The organism is Psychrosphaera algicola (genome assembly GCF_028401425.1).
Classification (GTDB): domain Bacteria; phylum Pseudomonadota; class Gammaproteobacteria; order Enterobacterales; family Alteromonadaceae; genus Psychrosphaera; species Psychrosphaera algicola.
Map to the genome: position 1 here is coordinate 3,591,519 of NZ_JAQOMS010000002.1, position 17,069 is coordinate 3,608,587.

General features: G+C 39.8%; 13 protein-coding genes and 6 pseudogenes. 7 read left to right on the plus strand and 12 right to left on the minus strand.

Annotation, left to right across the window (positions count from 1 at the left end; translation table 11 throughout):
* Positions 1-16: 16 nt before the first annotated feature.
* Positions 17-2,284 (minus strand): annotated as a pseudogene (locus PN838_RS19690) (ABC transporter permease subunit).
* A gap of 227 nt (positions 2,285-2,511) precedes the next feature.
* Between PN838_RS19690 and PN838_RS19695 the strand changes: the two are divergent.
* A complete protein-coding gene (locus PN838_RS19695) occupies positions 2,512-3,018 on the plus strand; it encodes a glycine cleavage system transcriptional repressor (RefSeq protein WP_272181723.1) in 507 nt (168 codons plus the stop codon).
* A 98-nt stretch (positions 3,019-3,116) separates the two neighbouring features.
* On the opposite strand, the pseudogene PN838_RS19700 reads toward PN838_RS19695, so the two are convergent.
* From PN838_RS19700 to PN838_RS19725, 6 genes and pseudogenes are all read right to left on the minus strand, one after another.
* A pseudogene (locus PN838_RS19700) lies at positions 3,117-4,084 on the minus strand (PstS family phosphate ABC transporter substrate-binding protein).
* A 345-nt stretch (positions 4,085-4,429) separates the two neighbouring features.
* A complete protein-coding gene (locus PN838_RS19705; RefSeq protein WP_272181724.1) occupies positions 4,430-5,137 on the minus strand; it encodes an ATP-binding protein in 708 nt (235 codons plus the stop codon).
* 29 nt (positions 5,138-5,166) lie between these two features.
* Complete coding sequence (locus PN838_RS19710; RefSeq protein WP_272181725.1) at positions 5,167-5,739, minus strand: phosphate regulon sensor protein PhoR; 573 nt, start codon at positions 5,737-5,739, stop codon at positions 5,167-5,169.
* A gap of 8 nt (positions 5,740-5,747) precedes the next feature.
* The gene (phoB, locus tag PN838_RS19715) at positions 5,748-6,431 is read right to left on the minus strand and encodes a phosphate regulon transcriptional regulator PhoB (RefSeq protein WP_215965261.1); all 684 of its coding nucleotides are present in this window, start codon (positions 6,429-6,431) and stop codon (positions 5,748-5,750) included.
* 179 nt (positions 6,432-6,610) lie between these two features.
* Positions 6,611-7,150, minus strand: coding sequence for a hypothetical protein (locus PN838_RS19720; RefSeq protein WP_215965262.1), 540 nt, complete (start codon positions 7,148-7,150; stop codon positions 6,611-6,613).
* A gap of 65 nt (positions 7,151-7,215) precedes the next feature.
* Positions 7,216-7,911, minus strand: a complete 696-nt coding sequence (locus PN838_RS19725) for a HupE/UreJ family protein (RefSeq protein WP_215965263.1) — start codon at positions 7,909-7,911, stop codon at positions 7,216-7,218.
* Between the two features lie 288 nt (positions 7,912-8,199).
* On the opposite strand from PN838_RS19725, the gene PN838_RS19730 reads away from it, so the two are divergent.
* Positions 8,200-8,514, plus strand: a complete 315-nt coding sequence (locus PN838_RS19730) for a hypothetical protein (protein ID WP_272181726.1) — start codon at positions 8,200-8,202, stop codon at positions 8,512-8,514.
* Positions 8,515-8,651: 137 nt separating this feature from the next.
* On the opposite strand, the pseudogene PN838_RS19735 reads toward PN838_RS19730, so the two are convergent.
* From PN838_RS19735 to PN838_RS19745, 3 genes and pseudogenes are all read right to left on the minus strand, one after another.
* A pseudogene (locus PN838_RS19735) lies at positions 8,652-9,562 on the minus strand (porin).
* A 192-nt stretch (positions 9,563-9,754) separates the two neighbouring features.
* Positions 9,755-10,516: a metallophosphoesterase family protein gene (locus PN838_RS19740; protein ID WP_272181727.1), complete on the minus strand. Its 762-nt coding sequence runs from the start codon at positions 10,514-10,516 to the stop codon at positions 9,755-9,757.
* A gap of 90 nt (positions 10,517-10,606) precedes the next feature.
* Positions 10,607-11,116 (minus strand): hypothetical protein, encoded by a 510-nt coding sequence (locus PN838_RS19745; protein WP_272181728.1) that lies wholly within the window; start codon positions 11,114-11,116, stop codon positions 10,607-10,609.
* Between the two features lie 282 nt (positions 11,117-11,398).
* Here PN838_RS19745 and PN838_RS19750 point away from each other — a divergent pair, with 282 nt between their 5' ends.
* The 4 genes and pseudogenes from PN838_RS19750 to PN838_RS19765 all read left to right on the plus strand — a co-directional run bounded on the left by PN838_RS19750 (position 11,399) and on the right by PN838_RS19765 (position 14,041).
* Complete coding sequence (locus PN838_RS19750; RefSeq protein ID WP_272181729.1) at positions 11,399-11,629, plus strand: hypothetical protein; 231 nt, start codon at positions 11,399-11,401, stop codon at positions 11,627-11,629.
* A gap of 35 nt (positions 11,630-11,664) precedes the next feature.
* A pseudogene (locus tag PN838_RS19755) lies at positions 11,665-12,300 on the plus strand (Dyp-type peroxidase).
* Between the two features lie 184 nt (positions 12,301-12,484).
* On the plus strand, positions 12,485-12,823 hold the full coding sequence (locus PN838_RS19760) for a P-II family nitrogen regulator (RefSeq protein WP_215965269.1): 339 nt from the start codon (positions 12,485-12,487) through the stop codon (positions 12,821-12,823).
* Between the two features lie 11 nt (positions 12,824-12,834).
* A pseudogene (locus tag PN838_RS19765) lies at positions 12,835-14,041 on the plus strand (ammonium transporter).
* 67 nt (positions 14,042-14,108) lie between these two features.
* On the opposite strand, the gene argR reads toward PN838_RS19765, so the two are convergent.
* On the minus strand, positions 14,109-14,573 hold the full coding sequence (argR, locus tag PN838_RS19770) for a transcriptional regulator ArgR (protein WP_215965271.1): 465 nt from the start codon (positions 14,571-14,573) through the stop codon (positions 14,109-14,111).
* A gap of 140 nt (positions 14,574-14,713) precedes the next feature.
* Here argR and mdh point away from each other — a divergent pair, with 140 nt between their 5' ends.
* Positions 14,714-15,652 carry a malate dehydrogenase gene (gene mdh / locus PN838_RS19775; protein ID WP_215965272.1) on the plus strand — a complete coding sequence of 313 codons (939 nt, stop codon included), beginning with the start codon at positions 14,714-14,716 and terminating at the stop codon, positions 15,650-15,652.
* A gap of 227 nt (positions 15,653-15,879) precedes the next feature.
* Here mdh and ispB read toward each other — a convergent pair.
* Positions 15,880-16,850 (minus strand): annotated as a pseudogene (gene ispB / locus PN838_RS19780) (octaprenyl diphosphate synthase).
* Between the last annotated feature and the right edge of the window lie 219 nt (positions 16,851-17,069).

The following is a 17,069-nucleotide window of genomic DNA, read 5'->3' on the forward strand; positions in this document are numbered from 1 at the left end:
CTTAAGTAGGTGCGCATTAAAGTGAGCTGTACTTTTCACGTAAACGTTGGCGAACGAATTCCGCAATCGTGTTAAAAAAGAAGGTGAATATAAACAATACAAATGCGGCTAAGAACAAGATACGGTAGTGCGAACTGCCGACTTCCGACTCTGGCATCTCAACAGCGATATTTGCTGACAATGTGCGCATTCCTTCAAATATGCTCCAGTCCATAATTGGTGTGTTACCTGTGGCCATCAATACAATCATTGTTTCGCCAACTGCGCGGCCTAGCCCCATCATTACAGCAGAAAAGATACTCTGGGCTTGCTGTTAACAAAACCACTTTTACTAAGGTTTGCCACTGCGTTGCGCCTAGTGCTAATGAACCAGATGATAAGGTTTTTGGTACACTAAATACCGCATCTTCCGCAATTGAGAATATGGTTGGGATAACTGCAAAGCCCATTGCGATTCCAACAATTAACGAGTTTCGTTGGTCGAATGTTATGCCTAAGTCGTTGGTGATAAAGAGACGTGTATTACCATCAAATAACCACAGTTCAACTAGCGGACTTAACGCAAACGATGTCCAGCCAACAATAACAACAATTGGTAGTAAAATAATTGAATCCCATCCGGCAGGTACTTTATTACGTACTTTGGTCGGTAAGTTGTGCCAAATAAATGCAGTTATAAAAACCGAAAGTGGCAACAATATGAGTAACAATACAACACCATGGAAGATGTTCTTCGATGACGGGGGCAAGCCATAGGCCAGCTAAAAATCCTAAGATAACCGTAGGTAATGCTTCCATAATTTCAACCGTTGGTTTTACTATCTTACGAACGCTTGGGGCCATAAAGTATGCGGTGTAAACCGCTGCCGCTAAACCAATTGGTACGGCGAACATCATTGCATACATCGCTGCTTTTAGGGTGCCAAACGAAATTGGTACTAGGCTAAATTTAGATTCAAAATCGTCACTTGCAGAAGATGATTGCCAAATGTAGTCGGCTTCTGGGTAACCTTCGTACCATACTTCTTGCCATAGTCCCGACCAACTAACTTCAGGGTGTTCGTTTTCAATTTTAAACACACTCAAGCCTTTTGCAGAATAAATCACAATGGCGTTAGAGCGCGGCGAAAATTCAAAATCGAGAATTGCCTTAGTCCACTAATTGCCCTTGCCATAATTCCGCTTCAGAAGTGGTATGGAATATATTTGCTTCACCGCTTTTAGTTACCGCGGTAAATGTTCTGCGATAAAACTCAGGGTAAATAGCAACAACAGCTTTATCTTCGGTGTCTACTGCCATTTGGAAATGACGAGATTGAATAAACGCTCGTCCATCCGCACTATTTGTTTCAAACCACTGACCAATGTAACCATCACTGTAGCCAACCATCAGGGAGTTTGCGCCGGCCAGTAACTTTGCTGTAGTAATTGTCGCGGCGTTTCTGCCAACATCAACTGTATACAACAATTGAACATCTTCACCATCTCGGCTATTTGCGACATAGATATGTTTGTCGGTGACAACAAAGAGCCTTGATGCATCTGGGGAAATTAGAAGCTGTTGTATTGTTCCTGTAACAAAGTTTAAATCCGATTGATAAGACGTCCAGCTGAGTTCGTCAGTGAACATATCTTCTTCACTTTCTAAACGTGAGAAGATAACGTCATCATTGGCTGTTTTGTAAACGATGCCAATGGCGTTTTCGTCAGTTGCAAAAGCAAAGTTGGTCTTTTCACCGCGAGATAAAATATTTCTCGCTTCTCCTGCTGGGAGGTCTAGCGCCGGTGTAGGTTGCTCACCAAAAGGGTAAGTAATAACCGGAGTTAACGTGCGTACATCATTAGGAAACGCCACTCTAAATGACGGTTTGATTACAGTAATTTCACCGTGTTCGTTTAGATATGCATATTGTCCTTGATGAGGCGCACTTGAGGAAAATGCGATTATATTGTCATCGATGTTGGCGTCAACGCTAGTAATTAGCTTACCTGTGCCCGAACCTTTGACGTTATAAAAGTCAACCATACCTTTGTCAGTTAAGCCAAACGCAATTTCGGTTTGTTCTTCTATCCCAACGGCGACGTATTTATTAGCCATAGTGCTAACTGAACTGCGAGGTTCAATATGAGCTGCATTAAATACGGGTTTCACCACATACAATAAATAAAAGAAAATCAAAAGTAGTGCACAAAGGACTAAAACACCGCCCGTCATTACACCGTACTTTGCGAATTGATCTTTGAATAAACGTTTTGAATCTGTTTTCAATCCGTTACTCGAAATTTGAGACATACAAATTACCTGCCCTAGATTAGTTGCTGCGTATTATATTTCGTTATTGTTACAGTTATGTGACATAGGACGGAAACGGGGGTCATGATAGAGAAATAAATATGATTAAATAATATACATTAGACAATTTGATTGCACTTTATCTGGGCATAGTGCTGGATTTTTTTGATTTGTTGACAATACTCTTCCCAAATAATAAGAAAATAAGTGGCCAAGATATGAAGAAGCTTGTGTTAACAGTAATCGGTAAAGATAAAGTTGGGTTAGTACAGAACCTATCAAATGTTTTAGTAGAGAATCATGGCAATTGGCTTGCGAGTAACTTGTCTCATTTATCGGGCTATTTTGCTGGTGTTGTTGAAGTTGAAGTTGCTGAAGAGTTTATAAGTGATTTAACTTCTGCATTGTCACAATTGGACGATCTAAAAATAGATGTTCACGACGGTACGGGTAGTGAAAGTGACCAAAACCAACAAATTGAGTTTGTGATCACGGGTAATGATCGTAAAGGAATTGTTCGCGAATTATCTGAAATAATTCAGCATAAAGGTGCCAGCATTGTGAACTTTACGTCGAGTCGCCAAAGTGCTCCTAACTGGGGCGGAGGCTTGTTTCATGCAGTCGCAAAAGTCGAACTTCCGGTAGGTTTGGACGCAGATGTGATCGCAGAAGCGCTTGAAGAATTAGCCACAGATATCGTGGTGGATTTGGAGTTGGCAAGTTAAGGTTTGATTACAAATAGATTATTGTATTGCGATCAAAAAAGAGCACATTAAGTGCTCTTTTTTTGTTTTGGAAACTATCTATCTAACATTTATGACGTTTAGTTAAGACCAAGTACTTTAAGTTGTTTCTCGATAACTTTTGCTGGAAGAGGGATGTAACCGTCTTTTTCAACAATCTCTTGGCCTGTTTGAGATAACACCATTTTTACAAACTCAGTTTCCATTGGAGAAAGAGGTTTGTTTGGGTGCTTGTTTACGTAAACAAACAAGAAGCGAGATAGTGGGTACTTACCGTTAACCGCATTTTCCATGTTCGCATCTACATAGTTTGTGCCTTTCTTAGCAAGTGCAACAGCACGTACACCAGACGTTTTATAACCGATACCTGAATAACCAATACCGTTAAGCGAAGATGATACTGACTGGACGACAGATGCTGAACCAGGTTGTTCATTCACGTTGTTTTTAAAATCGCCTTTACATAGCGCTTTTTTCTTAAAGTAACCGTAAGTTCCAGAAACTGAATTACGACCAAATAACTGAACGTCTTTTGCAGCCCATTGACCTGTCAGGCCTAAATCGCCCCAGCGGTCGATATTTTGTGGTGCGCCACATTTACGTGTTGATGAAAATATTGCGTCGACATCAGATATTTTAAGCCCTTTAATCGGGTTGTCTTTATGTACAAATACCGCTAACGCGTCGATTGCAACTGGAATAGGTGTTGGTTTATAACCGAAACGTTTTTCAAATGCTTCTATTTCTTTAGACTTCATTTTACGGCTCATTGGACCGAAGTTTGACGTACCTTCCGTTAACGCTGGTGGCGCTGTTGATGAACCAGCTGCTTGAATTTGAATGTTAACGTTCGGGTATAAACGCTTAAATTCTTCAGCCCAAAAGGTCATCATGTTAGCTAATGTATCAGAACCAACAGTAGATAAATTGCCAGATATACCACTGGTTTTTGGTAAGTAGGGATGTCTTTGTCTACGGCTACCGCAGAGGTCGAGACTAACGTGGCTAACGTAAAACCAAGTGCGCCAACAAGTGCTTTAAGTTTCATTTTTTGCTCCGATTAAATAATCTGTTTTACCTGACGTTGGATAAGTTTTTACCCGAAAGGTTATGTTTTACTTTTCAATGTTGGCCATAGTAGAGATGAAATGTGACATCTTTATTACATGTGTCATTTATTCTGGTAATTAAATGCTAATGAGGTCTAAGCTTCTGAAATGTATTGAGTATTTATTTTGTAAAATTCGTTATTGTTAGAAAATAACGTGCCAAATGATCTATTAACGCTTGGCAAACGACGTTTTAAATAAAGTGTCTTTAATTTGTAATAAACTGGTTTTTGCGGGTTTGAAAGAGATTTCATATAGCCGTTTGGGCATGAAATCTCCTATCGTTATTGGCTTTCAGGCGGGCAGATGAATTTTTTATTAATGACAAAGCCAAATTGACTACCAACTTGTCGACGACTCGTAATGGTAAGTTTGCTGTCATGAATTTTTAATATACGATTGACGATAGACAAGCCTAAACCTGAACCTCCACTATCTCGTGTACGCGCTTCGTCAATTCGATAAAAACGTTCTGTTAGTCTTGAAATATGTTCCGGTGCAATTCCCTGTCCATTGTCTTTACAACAAAATTTAGCACCGCCTTTGTCGTCACTGAGCCATTCTATTTCTATTTTTCCGCCGGCAGGTGTGTACTTTACGGCATTAAATATCAAATTAGAAAAGGCACTACGGAGTTGCTCTTTGTCAGTTAACATCCACAATGATTTGTCGATATTTAAGGTGATTTCATGTTGGTTGTTCGATAGCGCAATTGCGTCAGACTGTATTTTTTCCAACAGTGCAGGGACGTCGGTGGGTTTGGCATATTGTGTTGGCTGGGCGTTTTCCAAACGTGTTAATGTCATTAGCTGCTCAACCAATGCTTCCATTCGTTGGGACTGTTCACTCATCATCTTGTGTGCTTGTGGCCAAATTCCCATCGATGGCGCTTCGTCATTAGGTAACATTTCTAAATAGCCGCGCATAACCGTTAATGGTGTTCGGAGTTCATGCGACACATTGGCGATAAAGTCTTTCCGCATTTGTTCCATGAGTCTAAGCTGAGTGACGTCGCGAGCAATTAACGTCCACTGGTTTTTTCAAACGGGGCGATTCTGCATTCGAGTGTGATGTGTTCATTTAGCGGTGAAGAGAACTCAAATGGTTCGTCGTATTCTTTTTGTTCTAGATAGTGAATAAACTCAGGATGACGAAGAAAATTATCTAGACGATTGCCAATATCACTTGGCATTTTGAAGCCCATCATTATTTGGGCTAACGTATTACACCAAACTATGGTTCTATCAGTGGTAAAAACAACAACGGCATCTGGCAATGATTCCGCGCCTTTGCGAAACCGTTTGATCAGCAGCCCTAACTCTTTGCGTTTTTGTTTGTGCTTACGTTGTAACTGAAACAGGCCATCAAAAAGTAGCGCCCAAGCGCCTTTGGCATTATACGGGGCAGAATTATTGTCGTACCACAGCCAATGAATGGCTTTTAGAAGATGAAAGTAATGCCAAATAATAATCGACAATAAACCAATAGCTATGGCTTGGTAGACATACCCGAAGGCCATTCCGATTAGGATAAAAGGCAACAATATTAACGCTACCTTTACAACAATATCCCTAATTTTTGGCAGTTGTATCATTTAAATCCTTAGTTGTTAGCTGAAAACCGATATCCTGAGCCTCGAACCGTTTGGATCATATGATTAACGTCGCCCATGGCTTTTCTCAAACGTCGTATTTGTACATCAACTGTACGATCTTCAACATAAACGTTTGTACCCCAGACATGATCTAATAATTGTTCCCTGCTGTAAACCCGTTCTGGGTGCGTCATGAAAAAATGCAGTAATTTAAATTCTGTTGGACCAAGCTCAATTCGTTCATCGTTTACCGTTACACGGTGTGAAACTGGGTCTAAAACCAGTCCATTAGCCTGCACTGAATCTTCAATTGAAGTCGGTGAAACACGGCGTAACACCGCCTTAATACGGGCCATCAGTTCTTTTGGTGAAAATGGCTTTGTCATGTAATCGTCCGCGCCTACTTCTAGACCTCGGATCTTATCTTCTTCTTCGCCGCGGGCTGTTAACATTATAATTGGAATGTCTTTGGTGTAGTCCTGCTGTTTGAGCGTTTTAGCAATTTGAATGCCGCTGGCGCCGGGTAACATCCAATCGAGTAAAATAAGCACAGGTGAAGGGTCTATTAAATACTTTTGGGCTTCCTCAAAACTTTCGGCTTGAAGTGCTTCATAGCCATTTTGTTCAAGTACAAAAGCTAACATTTCTCTAATTGGTGCTTCGTCTTCAATTACTAATATTTTATTTGTCATTTTCTATTCATAAAATTGGAATAATTACTGTGAATACAGTATCAAATAAGTATATGACAATAATATGACAAAAGACTTAGGGGTAATAAAAAATGACATTAAACGATCATTAAATAGAAACAATCATAAAATTGTTATGTCATTTAATAACTTAGAACTTTTTGGATGAAATTAAATGACTATTTTAGGCGATGTGATATGTATTGGCCTTCAACAATCAGGGTCACAATGACGGGCTTATCAGTGGTATTTTTCCAATACCAACCATGTGAACCGGAAAAAGGGGCGGTAAAACTGCCTTTCATCGTTTCTAATGTCGCAATCGCGTAACTTTCAAAATAGCCCGTAGTATCGCCTTTGGGTTCGCCGTGCAAATCGAAGTACAGTAAAGAGCCGTTGGTTTGCCATTCGTAGTTTAGTTTTTGATATTGCGTCATTACAAATTTGTATTCAACGCCACGTCCAGCTGGCACAATTACTTCTATGGTGACCGGCGGTTTATTTGTTGCGTTCTGGACAGGTTGTTTTAAGTTTGTGTTAATGGCATTTGTCGAAGTTTGAGTAAATACCGTTAGCCCTAATTTTTCACCTAGCCCGGTTGGGTCAATATTATATTCTGCAGGAAGAATAATGATCAGTAATACAGCCGCTGCAAAAATAAAGCTTAACAATGTGTATTTAATTAAAGCTGGCGTTGATAATAAAACTGTTTGTTGCATATTTAACTCTCTTTTTCAATATGGCATTATTGAATTAATAATTATTGTTACACTTTTAAGCCCAACTAAATAAAGTATCCAGTTAACTGTAAGCCGAAGAGCATAAAGCCAGCGCTCATCAATAACCCATTTGTATATTTGGCAAATCGGATAAAACTCGGATGTGTTCGCCACGTATTAATTATCAATAAGATAAACGCTAATGCGGTAAATTGACCCAATTCAACACCTAGGTTGAACGCTAACAAATTGATCACTAAACCTTCATCCTGTAGTTGGAATTCCTGCAGTTTGGTGGCTAATCCAAAACCATGAAATAAGCCAAAGATGAGAACGACCAGTTGAGGATTAGGAGATTTTCCAAATAACGCGTTAAAGCCGCCTAAATTATCAAAGCCCTTATATAAAACTGACAAGCCAATAATCGCGTCGATTAAATAGGCGTTTATTTGAATGTCATTTAGAACGCCAAAGAGCAAAGTTAAACTATGCCCAAGTGTAAACATGCTGACATACAATAATACATCGCGACTTTTATGGATGAAAAATAGTACACCAACTAGAAATAATAAGTGGTCATAGCCTGTTACCATGTGTTTAGCGCCGATATACAAAAACGGGATAAACTGCACTCCCGAATGTTGTTGCAAGAATGCCCGGGTACTCTCATCAACACCGTGGGCAAAAAGTGCAAACGGTAAGCACAACGCGAGCAGACCGATAAGACTTAGCCAACGGAATCGAAGTAACGTATCAAACATTCATATTTTCCTTACGGGCGATAAGATGGCGGATTAGGTGATAACGCACCTTAGCAAAAAAATGTAGATATTTGCGGTAAATCTTGTTTTATTGGTTGAATTTTAGATAAGCAAATTGGTGTGTTTGCTATACAGTACAATAACCTTATGAGTGATAAATAAACGGTGAGGATGTTAAATGCACTATCAACATAAACAAATCGGTACGGCATTGTTGGTTGTAATGGCAGGGATTTTCGGTTTTGTCTTTTTTATGGCGATTGAAAAAACGCAGATATAGGTTGGCCAGTGTTTTTGGTGCTAGCGCCTGTCGCTTTTCTGTTCCACTCTCTTAATATCAACGTAGATTCTGACGTTATTAGGTGGTCTTTTGGCCCAGGCTTTTGGCGTAAGTCATTGCCGTTAGAAGCAGTGGATTCAGTAAGTTTGATCACAACTAAATGGTACTACGGTTTAGGGATCAGATACATTCCAACGGGCTGGTTATATACGGTATCAGGGACACAGGCGATTGCGCTAAAACTAAAAGATGGCACTACAATTAGCTTAGGTACAGATGATCCTGATAACTTGATTGCTGCGATAAACTCGGTTCTTAAATAGAGACAAGATCACTAGCTTTGTTTAGCTAATGACATAAACAAAAAAAACCGCAGGGTTAACCGCGGTTTTTGAATTTCTAATTAAAGCATAAGCAAATCGTATAAAAGGGTTGCTGAAGCTTTTATCATCGAGGCAAGTTAGAACTTTTGTTCTAGACCTAAACCTAAGTAATTTTTGTTGCTTCCAGAAGCATCATCATCTGAACCAAATGTCGTATAAAACGCAAATGCTTTGGTATTTTTACCTAATTTACGATCCGCACCGACGGTAAAGCCAGAATCATCTTCTAAGGTTTGGTATTGACCTTTTAAGTTATAGGCTCCCATTAGATACTCAGCACTGACCATAAAGCCATCTTTTTCGATGCCGGTATCAACACTTTCCTGAGTCTGGAACATAGCACCAAGTTTAACTGAACCGACTTTAGTTCCGCCCGTTAGTCGAGTTACGTTGTAGCCATTTAGTTCATTGTCCATCGCAACGGCTGCATAGTACTTGCCTTTTTCAGGGCGCTGTCACCGTAAGTCACCGAAAGCGATGTCGCAGAATCGTCGTTCTCTTCATCGATGTAATAACTTGCACCAAACTGGAAGCCATTAACTTTAGGCGTTTTATAGGTTATTGAATCGTTAATGCGATTTTCACCTTTCCAGCCTACATTTTTTATATCGGCAGTTAAGTCAGAGAATAGGTCAAATTTTCCTTGAGACTGCTTTAAGACAGTATCGTTACGGCCTAAAATAACCTCACCAAACGAGCCTTTAAGACCAATATATTGGTTACGTGATTTTAAGTTTTCTGTTGTAGATTCATCTGCCACATCAACTTGAATTTCGTATTTGTAAAACACTTCCAAGCCGCCTTTAAGCTTTTCAGAGCCCTTTAGGCCAAAACGAGATGAGTTGCTTTTTAATTCAGTTTCACCATCTGAGTTTTGTACGGTAACGTTAACTTTACCGTAAACGTCAGTGGTAAATTGAGCAGCAAATGCGCTGTTTGTCAGTGCACTTAGGGCAGCAACGGCGATGATTGGTCGCAATATTTTCATTTTAATACCTATATCAAGGAAGTTGATTAACTTAATCCTAGACGCAAAATCGGCGTCTTGAAATATTTGACGGTATTAAATAGCACAAATGTTACAGAAATATTTCAATGTGAATAAAATATTTCATTTTTATTTCTGTTTTGTTTCTAAGTTGTGACTTTTTTATTAATTTTTAGTGAGATAGAGAAAAACCTACCTAATTTCAATTTCGGCTGGTAAACAGACAGGATCGCATTGTTCAATTGTAATTGTGTCTGGTGTAACCGTCATGATGGCAAATTTAACATCTTGAGTATCGGCGGTTATAAAGTGAGGTAAGCCCACTTCTTCTCGCTGGTAATAAGCAAATTTGTGTTTGTGGGCATGAAGCATTTGATCAAACCCATTTTTAGCCAAGAACTGGCTTAGATCTGGGGCTCTTCCCCAAGGTTCGATGTGTGACATACCAATGGTGTGTAGCCGTGTTTCGTTGTCAGAAATTGCTGAAGCTTGCTCTAACCAGTCAAGATCTGGCACGTCTTCAAATTCGTATTGGTTGTCGTTGTAGGCAACAAACTTCGTCCCTAAATATGAAAATGTAAAATCGTACTCACCAAACGTTTGAAGCCAAATATCGACCCCATAAGATAATGAGTCGTGGTTACCGATTACTGGAATAATAGGTTTGTTTGAATGATTCATGGCTTTACATGTCCACTCAAACTCCTGTTTTAATCCAGTTTCGACTAAGTCACCTAATAGAATAATAAAATCGACTTCCGCATAGGTGTTTAACAATTTTATCGTTTCGTCAAAATCTTCTGGAAATTGTTGTGGGTCGCCCAATAATGCAACTTTAAATGAATCGCCGATTTGTTTGGTTTGTTCAATCTGTTTAATCAACGCAAGGTTTTCATCAACGGATTGACTATGGGCAATAGACGTCGGTTTGCCATGGCGAAAGTTCGTAATCACAGCCCACCAAAATGAGTGTTGTTGCTACAGCAATTAAGGCTGTGCGAAGATAATTATAGCCGTTTGAGGCGACAATATTCATAATTGAATTCAAAATCGTTTCCTTATACCAAAGCCATAACTTACGATACCTTCCAAACCAAAGGCGTCGTAATTGTCATTATAAAATTCAAAATTTCTAACGTAATTTATCAGGCCAACATCTAGCACACTCCAATCCATATAAACTTGCAGGTCTGAATTGAAAGAAACAACTGTCTGATAGTTAAAAATAACGCGTTTTGCCGTAGGGAAATAATAGCCATCGGGCAGGTAATCTGGGCTTTTCTTATATATTTCGTCTTGGTGACCAATTAGACTTGCCAAACCAAAGTTAAATGGACTAATTGTTATAGACGTACCAAACAATTCGCTTTCAATACGAGTGTCACCTTCATAGCGATATTTTAAACTCGTTAACGTCATTTCTTCGTGGCTGTCTAGCTCTGGTACAAAACCAATGCCAATGGAAAAATTGTGATTCTTATGGAGCGTTAGACCAAACGAAATATGTGCCATTCCCATTAATGAGCCTGTTTGCAATTCAACAAATTTCTCCACAGCATGACCTGTGTGGCTAAAAAATAAACTGAAGATGAGAGTAACTATGATAATAAATTTGGGCATTAATTGTTTTCTAACTATTTCATTCAAAGTACAGACCGGTCGGTTTGTAAATAATAAGGGCGGCTAAGGTGTTTTTCAATTTAAAAAGGCAAATTTGTGGTTATATAATAAAAGAGAGTTATCTATAGTTGAAATTTAGGACATAAGGTTATTGTTTTTATTAAGCTTAAGTGTATTTCAGAGTAGGATGCGTTAATACAAATGAAGAGGTGAATAATGGCGAGAGAACAATGGGGCATTTGTACTGAAGCAAATTTACATGGATTGCATTTGTTTTTTAATGCACATGAAGGTTACGAGCCCGTAATTAGAGAAGCGCTAAGCCAACTACCGAAAATCTTTGACGAAATTTCTGAACAGTTTTCCGAAGGTATGTTCAGTGGAGTTATTGCGATTGGTGCAAGTTTTTGGCAAGAACTTTACCCAGATGATATCCCCATGGTTTAAAACCATTTCCGGCAATGGGGCAAGACGACAGACAAATGCCGGCGTCGCCAATGGATTTGTTTATTCAACTTCGTTCTGACCGCCAAGATGTGAACTATATTGCGAGTCGCCGTATTTTAACTTTATTTGGTGAAACCATAGAACTAATCGAACAGGTGCCATGTTTTCGCTATCTAGACGGTCGTGATTTAACAGGCTTTGTAGATGGTACCGAAAATCCAAAAGGCAGAAAACGTCGTGAAATTGCATTACTAGCAGATGCCGGCAAGTTCACTGCTGGCAGCTTTGTTCATGTTCAACGCTATCGCCACCACCTTAATCGCTGGGATAAATTACCAACCTAGGAGCAAGAGTTGATCATTGGTCGGACAAAAATGGATGACAAAGAATTTTCAGCGGAAGATATGCCTTTAACCGCGCATGTGAAAAGATCAAATGTCAAAAATGCAGAAGGAAAAACGCGAGAGTTAATGAGACAAAGTATGCCCTATGGTGATTTAAGCCATCAGGGATTATTGTTTATCTCGTATTGCGCTGACCCTGATGCGTTTTCTGCGATCTTATCAAATATGGTCGTCGGTAATGATGATGGGGACTATGACCACTTGTTAAATTATACAACTGCAGAAACGGGGGCAGCCTTTTTGCACCTTCAGTGGACTTTTTGGTAAACCAAGGCTCTCTCTAAATCTAGTCTTTCACGCCAGTCACCCTAGACACTATCATTCGGCTTTTATATGGGTGAAAAGATTTCATCCATATAAGTGACCAATACTCACCTGTAACTATTGCATATTTAACTGTGAATATTTAGGCTCTTTTTCAAAATAAATATGCAATCAACATGGTGTAAAAATGAAAAAGATTGAAGCAATCATAAAGCCGTTCCGTTTAGAAGACGTTCGTCTTGCGCTGCAAGAAGTAGGAGTCGTCGGCATGACGATTACAGAAGTAAAAGGGTTTGGACGCCAAAAAGGGCATACTGAAATGTATCGAGGCGCTGAATATCAGGTCGATTTTTTACCAAAAGTGAAAATTGAAATGATTGTCAACAGTGACGATGTGGAGCGCTGCATTGATGTCATTACCAATACAGCCAGAACTGGCAAAGTTGGCGATGGCAAAATTTTTGTAATTGATGTCGACCGTGTCGTGCGGATCCGTACTGGTGAAGAAAACAACGAAGCGATATAGGGTTAGACAAAATGCAAGAAATTAATAGTGCAGTAGAGACATTAGTCCAAAGCTCTAACACGTTATTTATATTACTCGGCGCTATAATGGTTTTTGCCATGCATGCCGGATTCGCCTTTTTAGAAGTTGGTACGGTTAGACACAAAAACCAAGTTAATGCGTTGGTTAAGATCATGGCTGATTTTGGCGTATCATGCGTAGCTTACTTTTTGTTGGTTATTGGTTAGCGTACGATACGACCTTTTTGCGAGTGCTCAGACGTTATCAGAAAACCATGGTTATGATTTAGTTAAGTTTTTCTTTTTAATGACGTTTGCGGCAGCAATTCCAGCTATCGTGTCGGGCGGTATTGCGGAACGTGGTCGTTTTTATCCATTTTTAATCGCATCCGCGTTGATAGTTGGTGTGGTATATCCAACGTTTGAAGGGATTATTTGGAATGGCAATTGGGGCTTTCAGGCTTGGTTAGAAGCGTTAACCGGCGCTCAGTTTCATGACTTTGCAGGTTCTGTGGTCGTCCATGGTGTAGGTGGTTGGTTAGCCTTTGTCGCTGTTATAATGTTGGGAATGCGACAAGGCCGAATACGTGGCGGTAAACTTGTGGCATTTGCACCATCTAACATTCCATTTTTAGCGTTAGGTGCTTGGATATTAAGTATCGGCTGGTTTGGCTTCAACGTAATGTCAGCACAAACACTGGATGGTATTTCAGGCCTTGTGGCGGTTAACTCATTAATGGCGATGGTCGGTGGTATTTTAGCTGCTTTGTACTTTGGTAAAAATGACCCTAGTTTTATTCACAATGGTCCATTAGCGGGCTTGGTGGCGGTTTGTGCAGGCTCTGATGTCATGCATCCAATCGGTTCATTGTTTGTCGGTTTGATTGCTGGTGGCTTATTTGTTTGGTTGTTTACCTATGTACAGAACAAGTTTAAGTTTGATGATGTATTAGGTGTGTGGCCATTGCATGGCGTTTGCGGTGCATGGGGCGGTATTGCCTGTGGCATATTTGGTAGTGAAGCGCTCGGTGGTTTAGGTGGCGTATCATTGACAGCTCAAATTATCGGTACACTTGCTGGTATTACAATTGCGTTAGTCGGTGGTGGAATTGTTTACGGTTTGGTTAACAAATTCTCTGCTCTAAGAATGACAGATGAAGACGAATTTGTTGGTGCAGATCTTTCGATTCATAAGATCGGATCTATAAACGAAGATTAGTTTAAAGTAATTACTTATAAAAAATCCGCATGAAAATATGCGGATTTTTTTATTTTTGGCTAGTTATCTAGACAGTTTCAAACAATTGTTTCACGTTTGTTAGGGTATGTTCAATCTCACTTACCTTCAATGGTGCGATGAAAATAGTATCGTCGCCGGCGATTGTTCCAAGCACACCTTCGGCTTTTCCAACTGAATCGAGTAAGCGAGCAATGAGCTGTGCAGCGCCCGGACTGGTTCGGATTATAACCATAGACTCGTTGTGTTCTACATCGAGCACTAATTGTCTAAGAGGGCTCTTAGCGGTAGGCATACCAAGCTCTGCAGGCAAACAGTAGACCATTTCTTGTTTGGCATTACGGGTTCTAACAGCGCCAAATCGAGTCAGCATCCTTGAGACTTTAGATTGACTTACATTGTCAAATCCTTGAGCTTTTAGGGCGTCAACGATATCGCCTTGCGATCCGAAACGTTCTTCTTTTAGTAATGCTTTGAACGCTTTTATTAGCTCTTCTTGTTTGGTTTGACTCATGTAAATATTTTCCCCACATTTAACAAATAAATAATAATTCATTTGCCGCTATAATACTAATTGCTATTTGAGTTTTTACTCATATTTAAGTATGGTTTGCCGGAAATCGTACTCTATAACCAATTAAACTGGAGAAATACATGAAAGTTGCAGTTTTAGGTGCCGCTGGTGGTATCGGTCAGGCTCTATCTTTATTACTAAAAACTCAGTTACCACAAGGTTCTGAATTAGCATTGTACGACGTAGCACCGGTTGTTCCAGGTGTTGCTGTTGACTTGAGCCACATCCCAACTTCTGTAAAAGTTGAAGGGTTTGGGGCAGACGACCTTGATAAGGCGTTAACGGGTGCAGACATTGTATTGATCCCAGCTGGTGTTCCACGTAAACCGGGTATGGATCGTTCTGACTTGTTCAACATCAATGCAGGTATCGTTAAAAACTTGGTTGAAGGTATTGCTGACCATGCACCAGAAGCATGTATCGGAATTATCACTAACCCTGTTAATACGACAGTTGCAATTGCTGCTGAAACGTTAAAAGCAAAAGGTAAATACAACCCTGCGAAATTGTTTGGTGTTACGACACTAGACGTTATTCGTGCAGAAACGTTTGTTGCTGCAGTTAAAGGTTTGGATTGTGAAGATATTGTAGTGCCTGTTATTGGTGGTCACTCTGGTACAACAATTTTACCTCTTCTTTCTCAAGTTGAAGGCGTAGAGTTCTCTCAAGAAGAAATTGAGCAATTAACTCACCGTATTCAAAATGCAGGAACAGAAGTTGTTGAAGCCAAAGCGGGTGGCGGTTCTGCTACTTTGTCTATGGGTCTAGCAGCTGCACGTTTTGCACTAAGCTTAGTAGATGCGCTTAACGGCGAAGAAGACGTATTTGAATACACGTATGTTGAAGGTGACGGTTCTGATGCTCGTTTCTTCGCACAGCCAGTATTAATTGGTAAAAACGGTGTTCAAGAAATTCTTCATTATGGCGACTTAAGTGAATATGAAGAAAAATGTAAAGCTGAAATGATTGAAGGCTTACGTGGTGATATTAAACTAGGTGAAGATTTCGTTAACGCGTAATTAAACTTAAAATATCGTCAAAAAACCGCTTTGGGGCTTAGCCCTTAAGCGGTTTTTTATTATTCAGTAGGCGGTAAAATTACTGCTTTGATACGGGTTCAGTCCACCGTTTATGCCTAAGTCATACCTAAGCAAAGTTTATTTATGTGATATTGCTTTATTACTACGTGACCAATTTACTAAATAAATTGGCCACGTAAACTTAAAGTGGAACTAATGGTAAGAAGTTAATTCGTTCGATGAACGGAGATATGTGCTAAAGAAACAAGCGCTTGCTTAAATTCAGACTCTTCTAAACAGGTTAATTGCTCTATCGCTTTGTCTGCTTCTTTCTCGGCTTTTATTCTCGTATATTCTAAGGCACCGGTTTGTTCCATCGTTGCTATGATGTCTGAGAGGTGGGGCAGGCCATCACCGTTTTGAATCGCAAGACGAATTTGTTCAGATTGTGCACCTGTGCTATTCCACATGGCGTATAGCAGAGGCAAAGTCGGTTTCCTTCTGCTAGGTCATCACCGGTATTTTTACCCATGTCGCCGGCTTCTGAAGTGTAATCCATTACATCGTCAATTAGCTGAAATGCCGTACCTAAATGCATGCCATATTTTTGCATCGCTTGTTCAGTTGCCTCATCTGCACCTGCAATAATAGCCGAGAGTTGCGTTGCCGCTTCAAATAATCGTGCGGTTTTACCATAAATGACATCAAAATAACTTTGTTCAGTGGTGTCTGGATCATTACAGTTCATTAACTGCAAAACCTCGCCTTCTGAAATTTCATTGGTCGCATTGGCTAAAATATCCATAATACGCATGGATTTTAAGCTAACCATCATTTGAAACGAGCGGGTATAAAGAAAGTCACCCACAAGTACACTTGCTTGGTTACCAAACACTTCATTGGCGGTCTCTTTGCCACGGCGCATCGTAGATTCATCGACAACATCATCATGGAGTAATGTTGCGGTATGGATGAATTCAATTATGGCCGCTAAAGTAGAATGGTTATCACCTTCATAACCCAGCGCTCGCGAGGCTAATACGGTTAACATAGGGCGAATGCGTTTACCGCCACTATTAACGATATAAACACCTAATTGGTTAACTAACGCGACATCTGACTTTAATTGTGACGCGATACACTGATTTACGGCTTGCATGTCGGGACTGGCAAGTTCGATGATTTTCTGAATTTCCATCAACTGCTTTAAAATTTTAATTCAACTTGCGGCAAAGTGTACCTGAGTACACACATTATCTAAATACAAAATAGATTAAGAAATCTAAATCATCATAAAATAAGTAAACTTAAATGGGCAATCTACCGCTTTTATCTGATTTAGTAATTAAATGTCGTTTTTTATTCATTTAAACGTAATTAGTGCTTGCGTCTATTTTGCATCTCATTTAGAATTCGC

What these genes read in the sequence shown, in the direction of transcription:
- phoB (WP_215965261.1), bottom strand. Translation starts at nt 6,431, where the DNA reads ATGACAAATAAAATATTAGTAATTGAAGACGAAGCACCAATTAGAGAA.
- PN838_RS19695 (WP_272181723.1), top strand. Translation starts at nt 2,512, where the DNA reads ATGAAGAAGCTTGTGTTAACAGTAATCGGTAAAGATAAAGTTGGGTTA.
- PN838_RS19710 (WP_272181725.1), bottom strand. Translation starts at nt 5,739, where the DNA reads ATGATACAACTGCCAAAAATTAGGGATATTGTTGTAAAGGTAGCGTTA.
- mdh (WP_215965272.1), top strand. Translation starts at nt 14,714, where the DNA reads ATGAAAGTTGCAGTTTTAGGTGCCGCTGGTGGTATCGGTCAGGCTCTA.
- PN838_RS19720 (WP_215965262.1), bottom strand. Translation starts at nt 7,150, where the DNA reads ATGCAACAAACAGTTTTATTATCAACGCCAGCTTTAATTAAATACACA.
- PN838_RS19725 (WP_215965263.1), bottom strand. Translation starts at nt 7,911, where the DNA reads ATGTTTGATACGTTACTTCGATTCCGTTGGCTAAGTCTTATCGGTCTG.
- PN838_RS19705 (WP_272181724.1), bottom strand. Translation starts at nt 5,137, where the DNA reads ATGGAACAAATGCGGAAAGACTTTATCGCCAATGTGTCGCATGAACTC.
- argR (WP_215965271.1), bottom strand. Translation starts at nt 14,573, where the DNA reads ATGAGTCAAACCAAACAAGAAGAGCTAATAAAAGCGTTCAAAGCATTA.
- PN838_RS19750 (WP_272181729.1), top strand. Translation starts at nt 11,399, where the DNA reads ATGGCGAGAGAACAATGGGGCATTTGTACTGAAGCAAATTTACATGGA.
- PN838_RS19760 (WP_215965269.1), top strand. Translation starts at nt 12,485, where the DNA reads ATGAAAAAGATTGAAGCAATCATAAAGCCGTTCCGTTTAGAAGACGTT.